17 protein-coding genes are annotated in these 19,903 nt (G+C 65.1%); all 17 read right to left on the reverse strand.

Annotated features, from left to right (window positions below; translation table 11 throughout):
* Positions 1 to 57: 57 nt before the first annotated feature.
* The 17 genes from ftsZ to hslU all read right to left on the reverse strand — a co-directional run bounded on the left by ftsZ (position 58) and on the right by hslU (position 19,808).
* Entirely contained in the window at positions 58 to 1,302 is a 1,245-nt protein-coding gene (gene ftsZ / locus EAG14_RS18105) for a cell division protein FtsZ (protein ID WP_121729709.1), read from the reverse strand.
* A gap of 157 nt (positions 1,303 to 1,459) precedes the next feature.
* On the reverse strand, positions 1,460 to 2,689 hold the full coding sequence (gene ftsA, locus EAG14_RS18110; RefSeq protein ID WP_099657923.1) for a cell division protein FtsA: 1,230 nt from the start codon (positions 2,687 to 2,689) through the stop codon (positions 1,460 to 1,462).
* Positions 2,690 to 2,739: 50 nt separating this feature from the next.
* Positions 2,740 to 3,537 (reverse strand): cell division protein FtsQ/DivIB, encoded by a 798-nt coding sequence (locus EAG14_RS18115; RefSeq protein ID WP_099657922.1) that lies wholly within the window; start codon positions 3,535 to 3,537, stop codon positions 2,740 to 2,742.
* Entirely contained in the window at positions 3,534 to 4,520 is a 987-nt protein-coding gene (locus EAG14_RS18120; RefSeq protein WP_121729710.1) for a D-alanine--D-alanine ligase, read from the reverse strand. The genes EAG14_RS18115 and EAG14_RS18120 overlap by 4 nt, the downstream gene beginning before the upstream one ends.
* Positions 4,517 to 5,950, reverse strand: a complete 1,434-nt coding sequence (gene murC / locus EAG14_RS18125; RefSeq protein ID WP_099657920.1) for a UDP-N-acetylmuramate--L-alanine ligase — start codon at positions 5,948 to 5,950, stop codon at positions 4,517 to 4,519. Before murC ends, EAG14_RS18120 begins: the two co-directional genes overlap by 4 nt.
* Positions 5,947 to 7,011 (reverse strand): undecaprenyldiphospho-muramoylpentapeptide beta-N-acetylglucosaminyltransferase, encoded by a 1,065-nt coding sequence (murG, locus tag EAG14_RS18130; RefSeq protein ID WP_121729711.1) that lies wholly within the window; start codon positions 7,009 to 7,011, stop codon positions 5,947 to 5,949. The genes murC and murG overlap by 4 nt, the downstream gene beginning before the upstream one ends.
* Positions 7,008 to 8,294: a putative lipid II flippase FtsW gene (gene ftsW / locus EAG14_RS18135; RefSeq protein ID WP_099743088.1), complete on the reverse strand. Its 1,287-nt coding sequence runs from the start codon at positions 8,292 to 8,294 to the stop codon at positions 7,008 to 7,010. The genes murG and ftsW overlap by 4 nt, the downstream gene beginning before the upstream one ends.
* A complete protein-coding gene (murD, locus tag EAG14_RS18140) occupies positions 8,294 to 9,811 on the reverse strand; it encodes a UDP-N-acetylmuramoyl-L-alanine--D-glutamate ligase (RefSeq protein ID WP_233195344.1) in 1,518 nt (505 codons plus the stop codon). Before murD ends, ftsW begins: the two co-directional genes overlap by 1 nt.
* Positions 9,812 to 10,206: 395 nt before the next feature.
* Positions 10,207 to 10,422 carry a hypothetical protein gene (locus tag EAG14_RS22930; protein WP_162996035.1) on the reverse strand — a complete coding sequence of 72 codons (216 nt, stop codon included), beginning with the start codon at positions 10,420 to 10,422 and terminating at the stop codon, positions 10,207 to 10,209.
* Positions 10,419 to 11,597 (reverse strand): phospho-N-acetylmuramoyl-pentapeptide-transferase, encoded by a 1,179-nt coding sequence (gene mraY, locus EAG14_RS18145; protein WP_099657917.1) that lies wholly within the window; start codon positions 11,595 to 11,597, stop codon positions 10,419 to 10,421. Before mraY ends, EAG14_RS22930 begins: the two co-directional genes overlap by 4 nt.
* 43 nt (positions 11,598 to 11,640) lie before the next feature.
* A complete protein-coding gene (gene murF, locus EAG14_RS18150) occupies positions 11,641 to 13,068 on the reverse strand; it encodes a UDP-N-acetylmuramoyl-tripeptide--D-alanyl-D-alanine ligase (RefSeq protein WP_099743086.1) in 1,428 nt (475 codons plus the stop codon).
* Positions 13,059 to 14,609 carry a UDP-N-acetylmuramoyl-L-alanyl-D-glutamate--2,6-diaminopimelate ligase gene (locus tag EAG14_RS18155; RefSeq protein ID WP_099743085.1) on the reverse strand — a complete coding sequence of 517 codons (1,551 nt, stop codon included), beginning with the start codon at positions 14,607 to 14,609 and terminating at the stop codon, positions 13,059 to 13,061. The genes murF and EAG14_RS18155 overlap by 10 nt, the downstream gene beginning before the upstream one ends.
* On the reverse strand, positions 14,609 to 16,354 hold the full coding sequence (locus EAG14_RS18160; RefSeq protein WP_099657914.1) for a penicillin-binding protein 2: 1,746 nt from the start codon (positions 16,352 to 16,354) through the stop codon (positions 14,609 to 14,611). The genes EAG14_RS18155 and EAG14_RS18160 overlap by 1 nt, the downstream gene beginning before the upstream one ends.
* The gene (gene ftsL, locus EAG14_RS18165; protein ID WP_099743084.1) at positions 16,351 to 16,680 is read right to left on the reverse strand and encodes a cell division protein FtsL; all 330 of its coding nucleotides are present in this window, start codon (positions 16,678 to 16,680) and stop codon (positions 16,351 to 16,353) included. Before ftsL ends, EAG14_RS18160 begins: the two co-directional genes overlap by 4 nt.
* 85 nt (positions 16,681 to 16,765) lie before the next feature.
* Positions 16,766 to 17,722, reverse strand: a complete 957-nt coding sequence (gene rsmH, locus EAG14_RS18170; protein ID WP_099743083.1) for a 16S rRNA (cytosine(1402)-N(4))-methyltransferase RsmH — start codon at positions 17,720 to 17,722, stop codon at positions 16,766 to 16,768.
* Positions 17,697 to 18,125 (reverse strand): division/cell wall cluster transcriptional repressor MraZ, encoded by a 429-nt coding sequence (mraZ, locus tag EAG14_RS18175; protein WP_099657911.1) that lies wholly within the window; start codon positions 18,123 to 18,125, stop codon positions 17,697 to 17,699. The genes rsmH and mraZ overlap by 26 nt, the downstream gene beginning before the upstream one ends.
* A gap of 369 nt (positions 18,126 to 18,494) precedes the next feature.
* A complete protein-coding gene (hslU, locus tag EAG14_RS18180) occupies positions 18,495 to 19,808 on the reverse strand; it encodes an ATP-dependent protease ATPase subunit HslU (protein WP_121729712.1) in 1,314 nt (437 codons plus the stop codon).
* Positions 19,809 to 19,903: the final 95 nt, after the last annotated feature.

Raw genomic sequence — 19,903 nt, forward strand, 5'->3', positions numbered from 1 at the left:
GCACCTACATCTTACCGAGGAGCCCGAGCGTGCGTCACCGCCCGCTCGGGCTACCCATCAGTCAGCCTGCTTGCGCAGGAAGGCTGGGATTTCCAGGTCGTCCATGCCGCCGGACGACAACGCATCCACGCGGGCTGCGGCCTGCGTGCGGTTGGTGCGCCACACGCTGGGCACCGACATGCTGCCGTAGTCGGCTTGCGAGCCTCCAGCGTGGCCACCCGCCAGGCCCACGGCGCTGCCCATGGCGCCAGCCACACCTGCCACCGGCATTTGGTAGGCGATGTTGTCGGTGCCCGTGCGCAGGCCACCTTGCACCACCGAGATGGGCTGGCGGCGTGCGTTGGGGCGCGACAGACCGGTGGCCACCACCGTGACGCGGATCTCATCGCCCAGGCTGTCGTCGTAGGCGGCGCCGTAGATGACATGCGCGTCGGGCGAAGCGTAGGCGTTGATGGTGCTCATCGCCAGGCGCGACTCGGACAGCTTGAGGCTGCCCTTGGCGGCCGTGACCAGCACCAGCACGCCCTTGGCGCCCGACAGGTCGATGCCTTCGAGCAGTGGGCAGGCCACTGCTTGTTCTGCAGCGATGCGTGCGCGGTCCGGGCCGCTGGCCGTGGCCGTGCCCATCATGGCCTTGCCGGGCTCACCCATCACGGTGCGCACGTCTTCAAAGTCGACGTTCACATGACCGTATTCGTTGATGATTTCAGCGATACCGCCCACGGCGTTCTTGAGCACGTCGTTGGCGTGGGCAAAGGCCTCGTCCTGGGTGATGTCATCGCCCAGCACTTCCAGCAGCTTTTCGTTGAGCACCACGATCAACGAGTCGACGTTGGCTTCCAGCTCGGCCAGGCCGTTGTCGGCGTTTTGCATGCGACGGCCACCTTCCCAGTCGAAAGGCTTGGTCACCACGCCCACAGTCAGGATGCCCATTTCCTTGGCCACACGGGCAATCACAGGCGCAGCGCCCGTGCCCGTGCCGCCACCCATGCCTGCGGTGATGAAGAGCATGTGCGCGCCGTCGATGGCCGAGCGGATGTCTTCCACTGCGGCTTCAGCGGCATCACGGCCCTTGTCGGGCTTGCTGCCTGCACCCAGGCCGCTGCCACCGAGCTGAATCACGCGGTGGGCCGAGCTGCGCGTCAGTGCCTGCGCATCGGTGTTGGCGCAAACAAACTCCACGCCCTGCACGCTACGGGCAATCATGTGCTCAACGGCATTGCTGCCGCCACCACCCACGCCGATCACCTTGATCTGGGTGCCCTGGTTGAATTCTTCGGCTTCGATCATTTCGATGGTCATCTGGGAGCTCCTGTTTCTTTACGGGTATTGGTTTGCCAATGGATGAATACGGTGGGGTCAAGGTCGTCGTGCAAGCGCGGCGGTCCGGTGCTTCGCCATCGCTCGCGATCGCGCAGGTGGGGGCTTTCCCGGGCTTGGCAGGTGGGGTGGTGCATCATCAGAAGTTCCCCACAATGAAGTCCTTGAAGCGGCCAAAAGCGGTCTTCACAGAACCGCTCTTTTGCGCCACCTTGAAGCCGCGCAGCCGGGCCAGTCGGGCCTCCTCCAACAAACCCATCACGGTGGCGGCACGGGGCTGGGCCACCATGTCGGCCAGCGCACTCGAATACTTGGGCACGCCACGGCGCACGGGCTTGAGGAAGATATCTTCGCCCAGCTCGATCATGCCGGGCATCACAGAACTGCCGCCGGTGAGAACAATGCCCGAAGAAAGCACTTCTTCGTAGCCCGACTCGCGCACCACTTGCTGCACCAGCGAAAAGATCTCTTCCACGCGCGGCTCGATCACGCCCGCCAGCGCCTGCTTGCTGAGCATGCGTGGGCTGCGATCGCCCAGGCCCGGCACTTCCACCTGGGCCTCGGGGTCGGCCAGCAGTTGCTTGGCGTAGCCGCTTTCCACCTTGATGTCTTCGGCGTCCTTGGTGGGCGTGCGCAGCGCCATGGCGATGTCGCTGGTGATGAGGTCGCCCGCAATCGGAATCACCGCCGTGTGGCGAATGGCGCCGCCGGTGAAGATCGCCACGTCGGTCGTGCCCGCGCCAATGTCCACCACCACCACGCCCAGCTCGCGCTCGTCATCGGTCAGCACGGCCTGGCTGCTGGCCAGCGGGTTCAGCATGAGCTGCTCCACCTCCAGGCCGCAGCGGCGCACGCACTTGATGATGTTCTCGGCCGCACTCTGCGCGCCGGTCACGATGTGGATCTTGGCTTCCAGGCGGATGCCGCTCATGCCGATGGGCTCCTTCACATCCTGCCCGTCGATCACAAACTCTTGCGGCTCCACCAGCAGCAGGCGCTGGTCGCTGCTGATGTTGATGGCCTTGGCCGTCTCGACCACGCGCGCCACATCAGCCGAGGTGACTTCCTTGTCCTTCACAGCCACCATGCCGCTGGAGTTCAGGCCGCGAATGTGGCTGCCGGTGATGCCGGTGTACACGCGCTGGATCTTGCAGTCGGCCATCAGCTCGGCCTCTTTCAGTGCCTGCTGAATGCTTTGCACCGTGGCGTCGATGTTGACCACCACGCCGCGCTTGAGGCCATTGCTGGGCGCCACGCCCAGGCCAGCCAACTTGAGCTCTCCGTTGGGCAGAACTTCGGCGACCACGGCCATGACCTTGGCTGTGCCAATGTCGAGGCCCACCACCACATCTTTGTATTCTCTTGCCATATCAGTTTCTGCCCTTCATGGTTCTTATGTGCTGCGCATACCCCACGCGGTCACCGGCGCACCGCCGGTGCGCCCTCGGCTCCCGCCGTGGTGGTCACCCCCCGCAGCTTCAACGCATAGCCGCCCGCGTGGCGCAGGTCGGCTGACTCCAGCGACTCCACGCGCCGCTGGTACTGCGCCGCCACCTGTGCCAGCGTGCGGGCAAAGCGGCGCGTGCGCTGCTGCAGCTCTTGCTCACTGCCGCCCCCGAGCTGCACCACGGCGTTGTTTGCCAGCTTGGCGCGCCAGCCGCCGCGCCCGTTCAATTCCAGCTCTTCCAGCTCCAGCCCCAGGGTCTTGAACACGGGGGCTACTGCGCCGTACATGGCCAACACCTCTTGCGAGCTGCCCTCAGGCCCTTGCAGGCGCGGCAGGTCTTCCTGCTCCACATCGCCCACGTTCGCCTCAAACACTTCGCCCTGCTTGTTCACCAGGCCCGAGCCCGTCTCGGGGCCCCAATACGCCACGGCGTCATGCTCTTCCAGCTCCACATGCAGCAAGCCGGGGTATTCACGGCGCACTGACGCCTTGCGCACCCAGGGCACTTCCTCAAACGCCTGGCGCGCTGCGCGCAAGTCCACGGTGAAGAAATTGCCCACCAGTTGCGGCCCCACATTGGCCCGCAAGGTCACGGCGTTGTTGTGCGACAGATCGCCGTGCACCACGATGCGCGCAATCGCAAAGCCGGGGTAACGCATCACCCACCAGGCCCCTGCGGCCAGCACGAGCAGGGCGCAGCCCACAAACAGGACCGAGGCGGTCATGTTCATGAGCTTGACGTCCAGCGGGGCTGGCATGGAGGGGTTCATGGTTGAGCGGCTCCTTCATGCCCGGCGGCAGAGTCCAGCGATGCGGTGGCCAAAATGCCTACGCACAGGTCTTCGTAACTCAGCCCCGCAGCGCGGGCCGACATGGGTACCAGCGAGTGGCCGGTCATGCCGGGCGAGGTGTTGATTTCGAGCAGGAAGGGCTGGCGGTCGCTGGCGCGAATCATGATGTCGGCACGCGCCCAGCCCCGACAACCCAGGGCACGGAAGGCTTTCTCCACCAAGCGCTGGATGGCGACTTCTTCGTGCGCGGGCAGGCCGCTCGGGCAGTGGTATTGCGTGGTATCGGTGAAGTACTTGTTCTGGTAGTCGTAGTTGCCCTCGGGCGCCACGATGCGAATCACCGGCAGTGCATGGGCTGCAGCCCCCTCGCCCAGCACGGGGCAAGTGGTTTCATCGCCTTCGATGAACTGCTCGCACAGTACTTCGGGGTCGTATTGCGAAGCCAGCGCATACGCCTTGGCGCATTGTTCGGTAGAGGTGACCTTGGTCAGCCCGATGGTCGAGCCCTCGCGCGAAGGCTTGACGATCATGGGAGCGCCCAGGGCCTGCAGCGCCTGCTCGGTTTCCGCTGCGCTGGACACCAGACGCCAGTCGGGGGTGGACAGGCCTTCAAAGCGCCAGATGCGCTTGGTCATGATCTTGTCGATGGCAATGCTGGAGGCCATGACCCCCGGCCCGGTGTACGGAATGCCCAGCAATTCGAGCGCGCCCTGCACCGTGCCGTCTTCGCCATGGCGGCCATGCAGCGCGATGAAGCAACGGGCATAGCCGCCGCGCTTGAGTTCACTCAGGTCGGTTTCCGAGGGGTCGAACGCGTGGGCATCCACCCCGCGCGAGCGCAGGGCCTGCAGCACACCGGTGCCCGACATGAGCGAGACCTCGCGCTCTGCCGAGGAGCCGCCCATCAACACGGCCACCTTGCCCAGTGCCTTCACATCAACATTGGTATTCAACTGCGTCATTGCGCTTTCCCTGCAAGCGGTGCTAGCTCACTATTTTGTAGCAAATCGACCACCTTTCCGGGCACAGACCCTATGGAACCAGCGCCCATGCACATGACTACATCGCCAGCACGTGCGTTGTCGGCAATGGCCTGTGGCAGATCTGCCACGTTGTCCACAAAAATGGGCTCCACCCGGCCTGCCACGCGCAGCGCGCGGGCCAGCGAGCGGCCGTCCGCAGCCACCACCGGCGCCTCACCGGCGGCATACACCTCGGTCAGCAGCACGGAGTCGGCGCTGCCGATGACCTTCACAAAATCCTCGAAGCAATCGCGGGTGCGGCTGTAGCGGTGCGGCTGGAAGGCCAGCACCAAGCGCCGCCCAGGGAAGGCACCGCGCGCGGCCGCCAGCGTGGCGGCCATCTCCACCGGGTGGTGACCATAGTCGTCGATGACGGTGAACTGGCCGCCGTCCTTGGCGGGCAGGTTGCCGTAGCTTTGAAAGCGCCGCCCCACGCCCTTGAAGCCCGCCAGCGCGCGCTGCACGGCTTCGTCGGGGATGTTCAGTTCCACCGCAATGGCGATGGCAGAAAGCGCATTGAGCACGTTGTGCTCGCCCGCCAGGTTGAGCACGATGTCCAGATCGGGCAGCGTGACGCCATTGCGCCGCTGCACCGTGAAGTGCATTTGCCCGGCCTCGGCCCGCACGTTGACGGCGCGCACCTGGGCGTCTTCCGAGAAGCCGTAGCTGGTGATCGGGCAGGTCACGCTTTGCAGGATGTCGCGCACGGCCGGACTGTCCACGCACAGCACGGCGGTGCCATAGAACGGCATGCGGTGCAGAAAGTCGACAAACGCGCCCTTAAGTCGGCCAAAGTCGTGGCCGTAGGTCTCCATGTGGTCGGCGTCGATATTGGTCACCACGGCCATCACGGGCAGCAGGTTCAAGAACGATGCATCAGACTCATCGGCCTCGACCACGATGTAGTCGCCGCTGCCCAGCTTGGCATTGGCGCCCGCGCTGTTGAGCTTGCCGCCAATGACGAAGGTGGGGTCCAGGCCCGCCTCGGCCAGCACGCTGGTCACAAGGCTGGTGGTGGTGGTCTTGCCGTGGGTGCCAGCAATCGCAATGCCCTGCTTCAGGCGCATCAGCTCGGCCAGCATCAAGGCGCGGGGCACCACAGGGATTTTTTTCTCGCGGGCGGCCAGCACTTCAGGGTTGTCGGCCGTGACGGCGGTGGAGGTGACCACCGCATCCGCGCCCTCGATGTGCGCAGCAGCGTGGCCCAGGCAGGTCTGGATACCCAGGCCCTGCAAGCGGCGCAGCGTGGCACTGTCGGCCAGGTCGGAGCCGGAGATGCGGTAGCCCAGGTTGAACAGCACCTCGGCGATGCCGCTCATGCCGGCGCCACCCAGGCCTACAAAGTGAATGTGACGGATGGCGTGTTTCATGCGGCCAACTCCTCGCACGCGGCTACCACTTCACGGGTGGCATTGATTTTTTGCATGTTTTTGGCCTTCTCGGCAATCTCTACAAGCGCTAGGCGCTCTGAATTTAATAGCATTTTGGCCAAACCCTCGGGGGTCAAATCGCCTTGTGGCACCAGCCAGCCAGCCCCAGCGCTCACCAGAAACTGGGCGTTGGTGGTCTGGTGGTCGTCCACGGCAGAAGGGAATGGCACGAACACCGCCGCAGCCCCCACGGCGGCGATTTCGGTCACGGTGCTGGCACCGGCGCGGCAAACGATGATGTCGGCGTTGGCAAACGCACTGGCCGTGTCATCGATAAAGGGCGTGCATTCGGCCTGCACGCCTGCGGCCTCGTAGTTGGCGCGCAAGGCGTCGATCTGCGTGGCGCCGCTTTGGTGGGTGACCACGGGGCGCTGCTCTGAGGGAATCAACGCCAGGGCCTGGGGCACAATCTCGTTGAGCGCCCGCGCGCCCAGGCTACCGCCCACCACCAGCAGGCGCAGCGGGCCGGTGCGGCCCGCAAAACGCTCAGCCGGCGCTGCCTGGCGGGTGAAAGCCGCCCGCAGCGGGTTGCCCACCCACTGGGCCTTTTTGAAAACATGGGGGAACGCGGTGAACACCCGGTCGGCCACGCCTGCCAGCACCTTGTTGGCCATGCCTGCCACCGAGTTCTGCTCGTGCAGCACCAGCGGCTTGCCACACAGCACGCCCATCATCCCGCCGGGGAAGGTGATGTAGCCGCCAAGGCCCACCACCACATCGGGCTTCACGCGGCGCACCACCTGCAGTGCTTGCCAGAAGGCCCGCAGCAGGCGCAGTGGCAGCAAAGCCAGCGTGACGAGGCCCTTGCCCCGCACGCCCGAGAAATCGATCAACTCCAGCGTAAACCCATGCTGCGGCACGATGCGCGACTCCATGCTGCCCGGTGCGCCCAGCCAGTGCACCCGCCAGCCGCGTGCGCGCAGCTCTTCGGCCACCGCCAAGCCAGGGAAGATATGGCCGCCAGTGCCGCCCGCCATGATGAGTGCGGTTTTTTGCGTCATACGCGGCCTCCCCTCATCAGGTGCTTGTTCTCATAGTCCACCCGCAGCACGATCGCCAACGCCACCAGGTTGAGCAAGATGGCCGAGCCGCCAAAGCTCATCAGCGGCAGCGTGAGCCCCTTGGTGGGCAAGGCGCCCAGGTTCACGCCCATGTTGATGAAGGCCTGAAAACCGATCCAGATGGCCACGCCCTGGGCCACCAGGCCCGAGAAGACGCGGTCCAGCGCGATGGCCTGGCGGCCGATGTGCATGATGCGGCGCGTCATCCACAGGAACAGGATGATGAGCGTGACCACGCCCAAGAGGCCGAACTCCTCGCCAATCACAGCCAGCAAAAAGTCGGTGTGCGCCTCGGGCAGCCAGTGCAGCTTCTCCACGCTGCCCCCCAGCCCCACGCCAAAAATCTCGCCACGCCCAATGGCGATCAGCGAGTGCGACAACTGGTAGCCCTTGCCCAGCGCATGCTGCTCGCTGAACGGGTCCAGGTAGGCAAACACGCGCTCGCGGCGCCAGGGCGAGCTGGCGATCATCAAAGCGAAGGCCCCCACCAGCACGCCCGCAATCAGGAAGAACATGCGCGCGTTGACGCCGCCCAAGAACAAAATGCCCATGGCGATCACGGCCACCACCATGAAGGCGCCCATGTCCGGCTCGGCCAGCAGCAGCACCCCCACGATGGCCACGGCGGCGCCCATGGGCAGCACGGCGCGGAAGAAGCGCTCTTTGACTTCCATCTTGCGCACCATGTAGTCGGCGGCATAGATCAGCACGGCAAGCTTCGCAACCTCGGACGGTTGAAAGCCAATGGGGCCAATGGACAGCCAGCGGCGCGCCCCGTTGACGACCTTGCCCACCCCGGGGATGAGCACCGCAATCAACAACAAAAGCGAGCCCACAAACAACCAGGGCGCCACACGCTCCCACAGCTTCATGGGCACCTGGAAGGCCAGCAGCGCCGCCACAAAGCCAAACACCAGGTACATCATGTGCCGGGTGAGAAAGTGGGTGGGCGCGTAGTTGGCAAAGCGCGGGTTGTCGGGCAACGCGATAGATGCCGAATACACCATCACCAGCCCCCAGGCCAGCAACGCCACCACCACGCCGCACAAGGCTTGGTCAAAGCCCAGCACGCTGGCCGGGGTGGTGGTGGACTGGCGGTACTCGGTGCCGCCCACGCGCACGGGCAACACGTCTGCCGCCTTGTCAGACAGGCTGCCAAACCAGCCCTTCATGCGCAGCAACCAGCCTGCGCTGCGCTCTGGGGTGCTGCCTGCTGCGGACATCACACGCCCTCCACAGATTGCCCGGCGTCCTGTGCCAGGGCGCGCACGGCGTCGCAGAACACATGGGCACGGTGTTCGTAGTCTTTGAACATGTCAAAGCTGGCGCACGCTGGCGACATCAGCACCGCATCGCCCGCATGGGCACGCTGCGTGGCCGCGTCCACCGCCTGCGGCAGGTCTGCCGCGTCGATCAGTGCCACACCGGCATCGGCCAGCGCTGCGCGAATCAGCGGCGCATCGCGCCCGATCAGCACCACGGCGCGTGCATACCGGGCCACGGGGGTGGTCAGCGGAGAAAAGTCCTGCCCCTTGCCCACCCCACCGAGGATGAGCACGATGCGGCGGTCCGCGCCCAGGCCAGTCAACGCAGCCACCGTGGCGCCCACATTCGTGCCCTTGCTGTCGTCGAAATACTCCACACCATTGACCAACGCCACGGGTTCGACGCGATGGGGTTCGCCCCGGTACTCGCGCAGGCCATAGAGCATGGGCGCCAGGGAGCAACCCGCCGCAGACGCCAGTGCCAGAGCGGCCAGCGCGTTGGTGGCGTTGTGGCGGCCGCGAATGCGCAGGGCATCGGCAGGCATCAGGCGCTGGATGTGCAGCTCTTCCTCGGCTTCGCTGCGACTGCGTTTGCGGGTTTCATCGGCCTCCAGGGCGCGCACCAGCCAGGGCATGCCGCTGACAATTTCAATGCCGAAATCGCCGGGACGGCGAGGCATGTCGGCACCGAAGGTGAGGTGCTCGCGCTGCTGCGGCTTTTGCAGCTTGACACGCACGGGCGGCGGCAGCATCTGCATCACCTCGGCGTCTTCGCGGTTGAGCACCATCAGGCCGGTTTGTCCAAAAATGCGTGCCTTTGCCGCGGCGTAGGCGTGGATGTCGCCGTGCCAGTCCAGGTGGTCTTGGGTGATGTTCAGCACCGTAGCGGCCGTGGGCTCGAACCCGGCCACATCGTCGAGCTGGAAGCTGGACAGCTCCAACACCCACACCTCGGGCAGGGTGCCCGCATCGATGTGCCCGGCCAGCGTGTCCAGCAGCGTGGGGCCGATGTTGCCCGCCACAGCCACGGTCTTGCCCGCCCGCTCCACCAGTTGCCCGGTGAGCGACGTCACCGTGGTCTTGCCGTTGGTGCCGGTGATGGCCAACACGCACGGTGCGTAGGCATGCTGGCTGCGCAGGTAAGCCAGCGCAGCAGCGTACAAAGACAGCTCACTGCCTGTGACCAGGCCAATGGCCTTGGCGGCCTGGAACACGGACGCAAAGGTGGCGGGGCTCAGACCCGGCGAGCGGTACACCGCGTGCAGGCCCTGGCCGTCGACCAGCGAGGCATCGAACGCACCAGCCACAAAGCGCACGCCGGGCAGCTCTTGCTGCAGCTGCGCCAGCTGGGGCGGCGCCTCGCGCGTGTCGGCCACTGTGACCTGGGCGCCGCAACGCACGCACCAGCGTGCCATGGCCAGGCCAGAGGCTCCCAGCCCCAGCACCAGCACGTTCTTGTCCTGCAATGGCGCCATGCCTTCACCCGGACGGCCTTGGGGCTCCTGCGCAGCATCGGAGGCATCGGCCACGGGCGCCACCTCTGCGATGGGCAGGGGGGCGGCCTCGGGCTCGTCACTGGCGCGCACTTCGGCAAAGATCTGGGCCACAAAATCAGCAGCCGCCTTGGCCGCCGAGATGGCCGGCGCCACGTAGTTGTCGAGCACGGCAGGGCTGGCTGGCTCTGCCGGTGCAGCTCCTTCGAGCAGCAGTGCGGGCTCGGCAACGTCTTCGGCTGCGGCGTCTTCGGGTGCACCTTCGGCAACACCCTCAAAGGCCGCATCGTCCACGCTCTGCAGGTCTGCCGTCTGGGCATCGTCCACGCCGCTGGCGGTCACATCTTCGGCAGACTCTACGGTGTCGGCCTGTTCCATCACCTGTGCAAACTCCACCCCGGCCTGCTCGGGCAGGGGGCCAGCCCTTCCTGCGGTGCCGCAGCCTGGGCATCGTCCTGCGCTGGCGCCATGGGCGGCAAATGTTCGACCGCCAAGCCTGCAGACTCTGCGGCACCGGGCACAACAGCGCCCGACGCGTCAAAGCCCGGCGCGTCAGCGCCGTGGGGCAGAGGGGTTTCGTCGTGCGGGTTCATCGCAGTTTCAGCGTGGACAGGCCGATCAGGCACAGCAGCATGGTGACGATCCAGAAGCGGATGACCACCTGCGTTTCCTTCCAGCCGCTCTTTTCAAAGTGGTGGTGCAGCGGTGCCATCTTGAGCAGGCGACGGCCTTCGCCGTAGCGCTTTTTGGTGTACTTGAACCAGGCCACCTGCAGCATCACCGACAGGGCCTCGACCACAAAGATGCCGCCCATGATGGCCAGCACGATCTCCTGGCGCACGATGACGGCGATGGTGCCCAGCGCACCGCCCAAGGCCAGCGCGCCCACATCGCCCATGAACACCTGGGCGGGGTGCGCGTTAAACCACAGAAAGGCCAGGCCAGCACCGGCCATGGCGGCGCAGAAAATCATCAACTCGCCCGAACCGGGAATGTGCGGAAAGAACAGGTACTTGGAGTACACCGAGCTGCCCGTCACATAGGCGAACACGCCCAGGGCCGAGCCCACCATCACCACGGGCATGATGGCTAGGCCATCGAGCCCATCTGTCAGGTTGACGGCGTTGCTGGAGCCCACGATGACGAGGTAGGTGAGGATGACAAAGCCGAGCACGCCCAGCGGGTAGCTCACCTCTTTGAAGAACGGCAGTTGCAGACCGGCCTTGGGCGGCAAATCCAGCGAGAAGCCCGACTGCACCCAGTTCATGAACAGCTCCAGCACCTTGATGTTGGAGCTTTCCGAGATGCTGAACGCCAGGTACAGCGCCGCCACCAGCCCGATGACCGATTGCCAGAAATACTTCTCGCGCGAACGCATGCCTTCGGGGTCTTTGTTGACCACCTTGCGCCAGTCATCGGCCCAGCCAATGGCACCAAAGCCCAAGGTCACGATGAGCACGATCCACACGAAGCGGTTGGACAGGTCAAACCACAACAAAGTGGAAATGGCGATCGACAGCAGAATCAGCACCCCGCCCATGGTGGGCGTGCCGCTTTTGGACAAGTGCGACTGCATGCCATAGCCCCGGATGGGCTGGCCGATCTTGAGGGCCGTGAGCACACGGATCACCTTGGGCCCCGCCAACAACCCGATCAACAAAGCCGTCATGGCCGCCATCACCGCACGGAAGGTAAGGTACTGGAAGACACGGAAAAAGCCGAACTCGGGCGACAGGCCTTGCAGCCATTGCGACAGCATCAGAAGCATGCGGCACCTCCCAGAGCGGCAGACAGGTTCATGGCCAGCGGGTTCACTGCGCACCTCCTGCAGGGGCGGCTTGCGCGGGCTTGTGGGGTTGTGTTTGCGCGGCGGCGGCCAAAGCCTCCACCACCTGCTCCATCTTCATGAACCGAGATCCCTTTACCAGCACGCTGCCCACCTGGGGCAGCACGCCGTGCACCGCTGCCAGCAGCGATGCCATGTTGTCAAAATGCCGGGCCGCAGGGCCGCAAGCGGCCGCAGCGTGGGCCGACAAGGCCCCCAGCGTGTAAATGTGGTCAATGCCTGCACGGCGCGCGTGCTCACCCGCTTCCTCGTGGAAGGCCGGGCCCTGGTTGCCCACCTCGCCCATGTCGCCCATCACCAGCAACCGGGGCGCAGGCAAGTCGGCCAGCACATCGATGGCGGCGCGCATGGAATCAGGGTTGGCGTTGTAGCTGTCGTCCACCACCGTGATGTCCCGGCCCGCCAGCGTGATGGCGAAGGCCCGCGAACGGCCCTTGACGGGCACGAAAGCTTCCAGCCCTTGCACCACGGCCTGCAACGGCACACCCGCAGCCAACGCACAGGCGGTCGCGGCCAGGGCATTGGTCACGTTGTGGCGACCGGCAATGTGCAGGCGGCACTGGGCAGAACCTGCGGGGGTGCTGAGCGCCACCGTCCAGCCGCCCTGCTGCCACTGGGCTGCAGGGCAGTCCACATCACCGCCCGCGCCAAAGGTGACGCAGCGGCGGTCCTGTGCCAACCCCTGCCACAGCGGCGTGTAGGTGTCAGCGGCAGGAAACACGGCCACGCCGTGGGGCGGCAGAGCGCTGATGACCGAGCCGTTTTCCTCGGCAACGGCCTGCACGGTGTGCATGAATTCCAGGTGCTCGCGCTGGGCGTTGTTGACCAGAGCCACCGTGGGCTGGGCCATGGCAGCCAGCGTGGCGATTTCGCCAGGGTGGTTCATGCCCAGCTCGATCACGGCAGCCTCGTGTGCAGCTGTGAGGCGCAGCAGCATCAGCGGTACACCGATGTCGTTGTTGAAGTTGCCCTGCGTGGCAAAGGCCGCTTCACCCTTCCAGGCCCGCAGGATGGAAGCAATCATCTGCGTGACGGTGGTCTTGCCGTTACTGCCGGTCACACCAATCAACGGCAGCTCAAACTGGGCGCGCCAGCCCGCTGCCAGAGCGCCCAGCGCAGCCAGGCTGTCAGGCACTTCCAGGCCGGGCAGGCCCGCAGCCGCCAGGCCGCTCTGCGCCAGGGCTGCCGCAGCGCCGCTGGCCTGTGCCTGAGGCAAGAAAGCATGGGCGTCAAAACGCTCGCCCTTGAGGGCCACAAACAGGTCGCCGGGCTGCAGGGTTCGGGTGTCGGTGTGCACACGGGCCACGGGGGTGGCGCCATCGCCCACCAATTGGGCCGTCGGAATGCGCTGACGCACCAGGCCCAGCGCTTGTTGCAGGGTCATCATGCCCATGTGCTGCCTCCACGCTCTTGCAGCGCTGCGCGCGCCTGGGCCATGTCTGAAAACGGGCGGCGCACGCCTGCCACCTCTTGGTAATCCTCGTGCCCCTTGCCCGCAATCAGCACCACGTCGGCAGGGTCGGCCTCGGCCAGCGCCAGGGCAATGGCGGCAGCGCGGTCGGGCTCCACACGCACGGTGTCACCGGCGATGGTGCCCTGCAAGATTTGGTGCAGGATGTGGGCGGGGTCTTCGCTGCGGGGGTTGTCGCTGGTGGCCACCACCCAGTCGGCCTGTTGCTGCGCCACGGCTCCCATCAGAGGGCGCTTGGTGGCGTCACGGTCGCCGCCGCAGCCAAACACGCACCACAGCTGCCCGCCGCGCTGCTGCGCCAGGGGGCGCAGGGCCTGCAAGGCTTTTTCCAAGGCGTCGGGTGTGTGGGCATAGTCCACGGCCACCAGGGGCTGCGCGGGCAACGCCAGCTGCTCCATGCGGCCGGGCACGGGCTGCAGTTGCGAGCATGCATGCACGGCCTGCTGCAGCGGCACACCCAGGCTGCGCAGGGCGGCCACCACGCCCAGCAGGTTGAGCACGTTGTAATGCCCCACCACGCGGGATGGCAGCAGGTGCTGCTCAGCCCCCTCCACCACCAGCCACTGCAAGCCGACTTCGGCCGCTGCAATGTTGCGGGCGGCAATGCGCGCGGCGCCATTGGCCGACACCGTCCACAAATCCAACGCGGCGCCATCGGCCACGCCACCCTCGACGCCATCGCTGCGCTGCGCCAGCTCGGCACGCAGGGCGGCGCCCGCAGGGTCGTCGATGTTGATCACCGCCGTGCGCAGGCCGGGCCACGCAAACAGCGCGCGCTTGGCCAGCCAGTAGTCGGCCATGCTGCCGTGGTAGTCAAGGTGGTCTTGCGTGAAGTTGGTGAACACGCCCACGCGGATCTGCGTGCCCGCCAAGCGGTGCTCGGCCAGGCCGATGGACGACGCCTCGATAGCACACGCCCCCAGGCCCTGGTCGGCAAACTGGCGGAAGGCGCGGTGCAAGCGCACCGGGTCAGGCGTGGTCATGCCCGTGGACTGCAGCGCAGGTGGCACACCCACACCCAAAGTACCCACTACGGCGCACCCAGAGAGCGCAGGCAGCTCATTTTTTGATAGCAAATTCAGCGCTTCGGCCAACCACCAGGCAGTGCTGGTCTTGCCGTTGGTGCCCGTCACCGCCAGCACGTCCAGGGCTTGCGATGGGTTATGGAACCACTGGGAAGCGATCTCGCCTGTTGCTGCCTTGAGCCCGTTCAACGCCACCAGCGGGGCACCTGCGGCAAACGCAAAGTTCTGCACGCCCTCGGCCTCCACCAGGCAGGCGGTGGCGCCGCGCGCCAGCGCATCTGCCACATGGGCACGGCCATCGGTGGCGGCGCCGGGCCAGGCAATGAAGCCGTCGCCTGGGGCCACGCTGCGGCTGTCGGTTTGCAGCGTGCCGGTGACGCGCGCGCGCAGCCAAGCCACGGCATCGGCCGGTTGGTTCAAAACCTGCACCGGGGCCATCACAGCGACTCCTCCACGGGGTTGGCCACGATTTGCGGCTTGACGGCCATGTCCGGGGGCACGCCCATCATGCGCAGGGTTTGCTGCACTACTTCGCTGAACACAGGGGCGGCCACCAGGCCGCCATACACCTGGCCCGCGCTGGGTTCGTCCAGCATCACGGCCACGATGATGCGGGGCTTGTCGATAGGCGCCATGCCGGTGAACCAAGCGCGGTATTTGCCCGCAGCGTAGCTCTTGCCCACTTGCTTGCGGGCCGTGCCCGATTTGCCACCCACCGAGTAGCCCACGGTCTGGGCCTTCTGCCCCGTGCCGCCGGGCCCTGCGGCCATTTGCAGCATCTTGCGCACTTGGTCTGCGGTGCGTTCAGAAAACACCGGCACGCCCACAGCGGGCTCGTCCGTCTTGAACAAGGTGGCCGGAATCACACGGCCGCCGTTGGCGAACACGGTGTACGAGCGCGCCATCTGGAACAGGCTGGCCGACAGCCCGTAGCCGTAGGACATGGTGGCCTGCTCCACCGGGCGCCAGGTCTTGTAGGGGCGCAGGCGCCCGCTGATCGCGCCGGGAAAGCCGATTTGCGGCTTTTGCCCAAAGCCTGCGGCAGAGAAGGTTTCCCACATCTCTTTGGCAGGCATCTGCATGGCGATCTTGGTGGTGCCCACGTTGCTCGATTTCTGGATCACGCCTTCCACCGTCAGCAGGCCGTAGTTGTGCGTGTCGGAAATGGTGGAGCCCGTGATGGTGATGCGCCCCGGGTTGGTGTCGACGGGCGTCTCAGGTTTGACACGGCCAGACTCCAGCGCCAGACCGATCGTGAAGGGCTTCATGGTCGAGCCGGGCTCGAACACGTCGGTGAGTGCGCGGTTGCGCAGCTGCTCGCCGGTCAGGTTCTGGCGCTTGTCGGGCACGTAGCTGGGGTAGTTGGCCAGGGCCAGCAACTCGCCCGTGTGGGCGTCCATCACCACCACGCTGCCCGCCTTGGCCTTGTGCAGGGCCACCTGGTCGCGCAGCTTTTGGTAGGCGAAGAACTGCACCTTGCTGTCGATGGACAGCTGCATATCCTTGCCGTCCACCGGCGGAATGGTCTCGCCCACACCCTCGACCACGCGGCCCAGGCGGTCCTTGATCACGCGGCGCGAGCCGGGCTTGCCAGACAGCTGGCTGTTGAAGGCCAGTTCCATGCCCTCTTGCCCCTTGTCTTCCACGTTGGTAAAGCCAACGATGTGGGCTGCGGCCTCCCCTTCGGGGTACTGGCGCTTGTATTCCTTGCGCTGGTAGATGCCCTTGATGTCGAGCGCGGCAATCTGCTGGCCCACATCCCAGTCGAGCTGGCGCTTGATCCAGACGAAGGTCTTGTCCTCATCGGCCAGCTTGGCCTGCAGGTCAGCCAGCGGCATGTCCATCAGCTTGGCCAGCTGCTTGAGCTTGGCTTTCACTTCAGGCTTGTCATGCTCCACGTCTTCCGGAATGGCCCAAATGCTGGCCGCTGGCACGCTGGAAGCCAGGATCAAGCCGTTGCGGTCCAGGATCTTGCCGCGGTTGGCGGGCAGCTCCAGCGTGCGCGCAAACCGCACCTCGCCCTGGCGCTGAAAAAAGTCATTGCCAAACACCTGCACATAGGCGGCGCGGGCACCCAGCCCCACAAAGCCCAGGCCGATCATGGCCACGATGAATTTGCTGCGCCATACAGGCGTCTTGCTGGCCAGCAAGGGGCTGGAGGTGTACAGCACGCTGCGGCTCATCGTGCACTCTCCGCGCCAGCTTGGCCAGCCTGGCGGTTGGGGGTGGTGGCCTCAGCAGCACCGGCAGGGTCACTCACGTACTGGGTGATGGCCGGGGTGGCTGTGCGCATGTTTAACTGGGCCCGGGCGAGCTTTTCCACCCGCAGCGGGGTGGCCTGGGCGCGCTTTTCCACCTGCAGGCGCTGGTGCTCGGTGTCCAGGCGACGGGCCTCGGCCACGGCGCGGTCCAACTCGGTGAACAGACGGCGCGACTGGTACTGCGTGTGCACCAGGTACATCGCACTCACCAGCACGGCCAGCAGCAGCATGAGGTTCAAGCGGGCCATGCAGCCCCCCGCACAGGGTGCACGCACGCGCCCTCACCCCAGACCAGCGAAGGGCCTGCGGGGCTTAGCAGCGTGCAAAGCAATGTCATGCGTCCGTCCTTTGCGCGACGCGCATGATGGCGCTGCGGGAACGGGGGTTGGCGGCCACCTCTTGCTCGCTGGGCTTGATGCGGTCCAGGGCCTGCAGCTTCATGGCCTGCGGCACGGCAAAAGGCGCGCGGCGGTCAAACACCTCTTTGGAGTGCTTGGCGATGAACTGCTTGACGATGCGGTCTTCGAGCGAGTGAAAACTGATGACCACCAGCCGCCCGCCGGGGCGCAGCACCGACAGGCTGGCTTCTAGGGCCTGTTGCAGCTCTTCAAGCTCAGCGTTGATGAAAATCCGTAGAGCCTGAAATGTGCGCGTTGCAGGGTTCTGGCCCGCCTCGCGGGTCTTGACCGCGCCAGCCACGAGATCGGCAAGCTCGGAGGTGGTGGCAAGGGGGCCCCGTTCCTCGCGCCGAGCAACAATCGCCTTTGCAATGGGGCCAGCAAACCGTTCTTCACCGTATTCACGTATCACCTCCGCAATCTGCCCAACTTCGGCCGTGGCCAGCCACTCGGCCACGCTTTCGCCGCGCGTGGTGTCCATGCGCATGTCCAGCGGGCCATCGAAACGGAAACTAAAGCCCCGAGAGGGGCTGTCGATCTGGGGTGAACTCACCCCAATGTCCATCAGCAGCCCCGAGGCGCTGCCCGCAGGCAGATCGGCCAGGTGGCGGAAACCCTCGTGCCGAATGGAAAAACGCGCATCGGTGATGCGCGCTGCCTCTTGGATGGCTTCGGGGTCCTTGTCGAAAGCGACAAGATGCCCCTGGGGTCCCAGCCTCTGCAGAATCAGCCGCGAATGCCCCCCGCGTCCGAAGGTCGCATCCACCCAGGTGCCCGAAGGCTCTGGGCCGGCGTTGCCGAGCAGTGCATCCACTGCCTCGTTCAGCAAAACCGTGGTGTGTTGAAAAGTTGTTGTCACCGCGGCCTCAGAAAGAAAAATCCTTGAAGGCATCGGGCATCTCACCTTGCATGGCTTGCGCCTCTTGCTCGTCGTAAGTTGCCTTGTCCCACAGCTCAAAGTGGTTGCCCATGCCCAGCAGCACGGCCTCTTTGGAGAGCCCCGCTGCAGAGCGCAGCTCGGGCGACACCAGCACGCGGCCGGTGCCATCCATCTCCACGTCCATGGCGTTGCCCAGAAAAATCCGCTTCCACCACTGGGCGGACATGGGCAACTGGGCAATGCGCTCGCGAAACTTCTCCCACTCGGGGCGGGGGAAGACCATCAGGCACCCATGGGGGTGCTTGGTGATGGTGAGCTGGCCCGATGCCGTCGCCGCCAAGACGTCACGATGCCGGGTCGGCACGGAAAGCCGACCCTTCGCGTCGAGACTGAGCGATGAGGCACCTTGGAACACGGATGGATTTCCCAGCTTGATGGATCACCAGACGCCCTGGACTGTGGGCCGAATGGCACTTTTCACCACTTATTTGCACTTTTTTCCACTGTAGCAGGAAAAGCACACCAAGCAATAGGGACGCTACAAAGTTTTGCAATGAAATCAATGACTTAGCAGCGAATCCAAAGGTATCAGAATGGCAAAATCTGTTGAAAAATAAGCACTTAGAACAGGCTATGCAAGTGATACCTGAAGCGCCAAGGCGCCGATAAGACTTGTTAACTATGTTGTCCCGAGAAATAGGGTATGTGCATCAAGCAAGCCCCAAGAAAATGCCCCGCCAGCGGGGCTGAGCGGGGCAATGCTGGCTGCAGAGGTCGGGCCGGGCTACAGGATGTAGCGCGACAGGTCTTCGTCCTGGCTGAGCGACTGCAGCCGCGCGTCCACGTAGGCCGCATCAATCTGCACTGTTTGGCCCGACAAACGGGCGGCGTCAAAGCTCACGTCATCGAGCAGGCGCTCCATCACCGTAGACAGGCGGCGCGCGCCGATGTTTTCGGTGCGCTCGTTCACCTCGAATGCGATGTGTGCCAGGCGGGTGATGCCCTCGGGGGTGAACTCCAACGCCACGCCTTCGGTGGCCAGCAGCGCCTGGTATTGCTTGACCAAAGACGCATGCGTTTGCGTGAGGATGGCCTCAAAGTCCTTGACCGACAGGGACTCCAGCTCCACCCGAATGGGGAAGCGCCCTTGCAGCTCAGGGATCAGGTCACTGGGCTTGGAGAGGTGAAATGCCCCCGAGGCGATGAACAGGATGTGGTCTGTCTTCACCATCCCGTACTTGGTCGATACCGTTGTGCCCTCCACCAGGGGCAGCAAATCACGCTGCACACCCTGGCGTGACACGTCGGAGCCGCTGGTTTCCTGCCGCGTGGCCACCTTGTCGATCTCATCGATGAATACGATGCCGTTTTGTTCGGCATTGGCAATGGCGCGGACCTTGATTTCTTCTTCGTTGACCAGCTTGCCCGCTTCTTCTTCGGTGATGAGCTTGAGCGCCTCGGCGATCTTGAGCTTGCGGGTACGGCGGCGGTCTTGCCCCAGTTGGCTGAACATGCCGCGCAGCTGGTCGGTCATTTCCTCCATGCCCTGCGGGCCCATGATTTCGAGCTGGGGGCGACTTTCGGCCACGTCGATCTCGATCTCTTTGTCATCAAGCTGCCCTTCGCGCAGCTTTTTGCGGAAGACCTGGCGGGCAGTGCTATCTGCAGCGGGCTCAGCCCCCACGGCGCCTGGCGCAGCGCCCCGGGCGGGCGGGATCAGCACGTCCAGAATGCGCTCCTCGGCCGCATCTTGCGCGCGCGTGCGCACTTTGTGGGTCTCGGCTTCGCGGGTTTGCTTCACGGCCATTTCGGCCAGGTCGCGGATGATGGCGTCCACGTCTTTGCCCACATAGCCCACCTCGGTGAACTTGGTGGCCTCGACCTTGATGAAGGGCGCATCGGCCAGTCTTGCAAGGCGGCGCGCAATCTCGGTCTTGCCCACGCCAGTGGGGCCGATCATGAGGATGTTCTTGGGCGTGATCTCGTGGCGCAGGCTGCCTTCGACCTGCTGGCGGCGCCAGCGGTTGCGCAGCGCAATGGCCACGGCACGTTTGGCGTTGGCCTGGCCCACGATGTGGTTGTCCAGCTCGGAGACGATTTCCTGGGGGTCATGGAAGACATGGTGTCAGCCTGAATTCAATCAAAAATGGCTCTAGCGCCCGTTAATCAAGCGCAAAAAGCTATCAAAACAAT

The organism is Acidovorax sp. 1608163, assembly GCF_003669015.1.
GTDB lineage: Bacteria > Pseudomonadota > Gammaproteobacteria > Burkholderiales > Burkholderiaceae_C > Acidovorax.

Coding starts and splice junctions, on each gene's coding strand:
- ftsW (WP_099743088.1), bottom strand. CDS start 8,294: ATGTCCGCAGCAGGCAGCACCCCAGAGCGCAGCGCAGGCTGGTTGCTG.
- mraY (WP_099657917.1), bottom strand. CDS start 11,597: ATGCTTCTGATGCTGTCGCAATGGCTGCAAGGCCTGTCGCCCGAGTTC.
- EAG14_RS18155 (WP_099743085.1), bottom strand. CDS start 14,609: ATGGCCCCGGTGCAGGTTTTGAACCAACCGGCCGATGCCGTGGCTTGG.
- ftsL (WP_099743084.1), bottom strand. CDS start 16,680: ATGGCCCGCTTGAACCTCATGCTGCTGCTGGCCGTGCTGGTGAGTGCG.
- EAG14_RS18120 (WP_121729710.1), bottom strand. CDS start 4,520: ATGACGCAGTTGAATACCAATGTTGATGTGAAGGCACTGGGCAAGGTG.
- ftsA (WP_099657923.1), bottom strand. CDS start 2,689: ATGGCAAGAGAATACAAAGATGTGGTGGTGGGCCTCGACATTGGCACA.
- EAG14_RS22930 (WP_162996035.1), bottom strand. CDS start 10,422: ATGAACCCGCACGACGAAACCCCTCTGCCCCACGGCGCTGACGCGCCG.
- ftsZ (WP_121729709.1), bottom strand. CDS start 1,302: ATGACCATCGAAATGATCGAAGCCGAAGAATTCAACCAGGGCACCCAG.
- rsmH (WP_099743083.1), bottom strand. CDS start 17,722: ATGCCTTCAAGGATTTTTCTTTCTGAGGCCGCGGTGACAACAACTTTT.
- EAG14_RS18115 (WP_099657922.1), bottom strand. CDS start 3,537: ATGAACCCCTCCATGCCAGCCCCGCTGGACGTCAAGCTCATGAACATG.
- murC (WP_099657920.1), bottom strand. CDS start 5,950: ATGAAACACGCCATCCGTCACATTCACTTTGTAGGCCTGGGTGGCGCC.
- murD (WP_233195344.1), bottom strand. CDS start 9,811: ATGGCGCCATTGCAGGACAAGAACGTGCTGGTGCTGGGGCTGGGAGCC.
- EAG14_RS18160 (WP_099657914.1), bottom strand. CDS start 16,354: ATGAGCCGCAGCGTGCTGTACACCTCCAGCCCCTTGCTGGCCAGCAAG.
- murG (WP_121729711.1), bottom strand. CDS start 7,011: ATGACGCAAAAAACCGCACTCATCATGGCGGGCGGCACTGGCGGCCAT.
- murF (WP_099743086.1), bottom strand. CDS start 13,068: ATGGGCATGATGACCCTGCAACAAGCGCTGGGCCTGGTGCGTCAGCGC.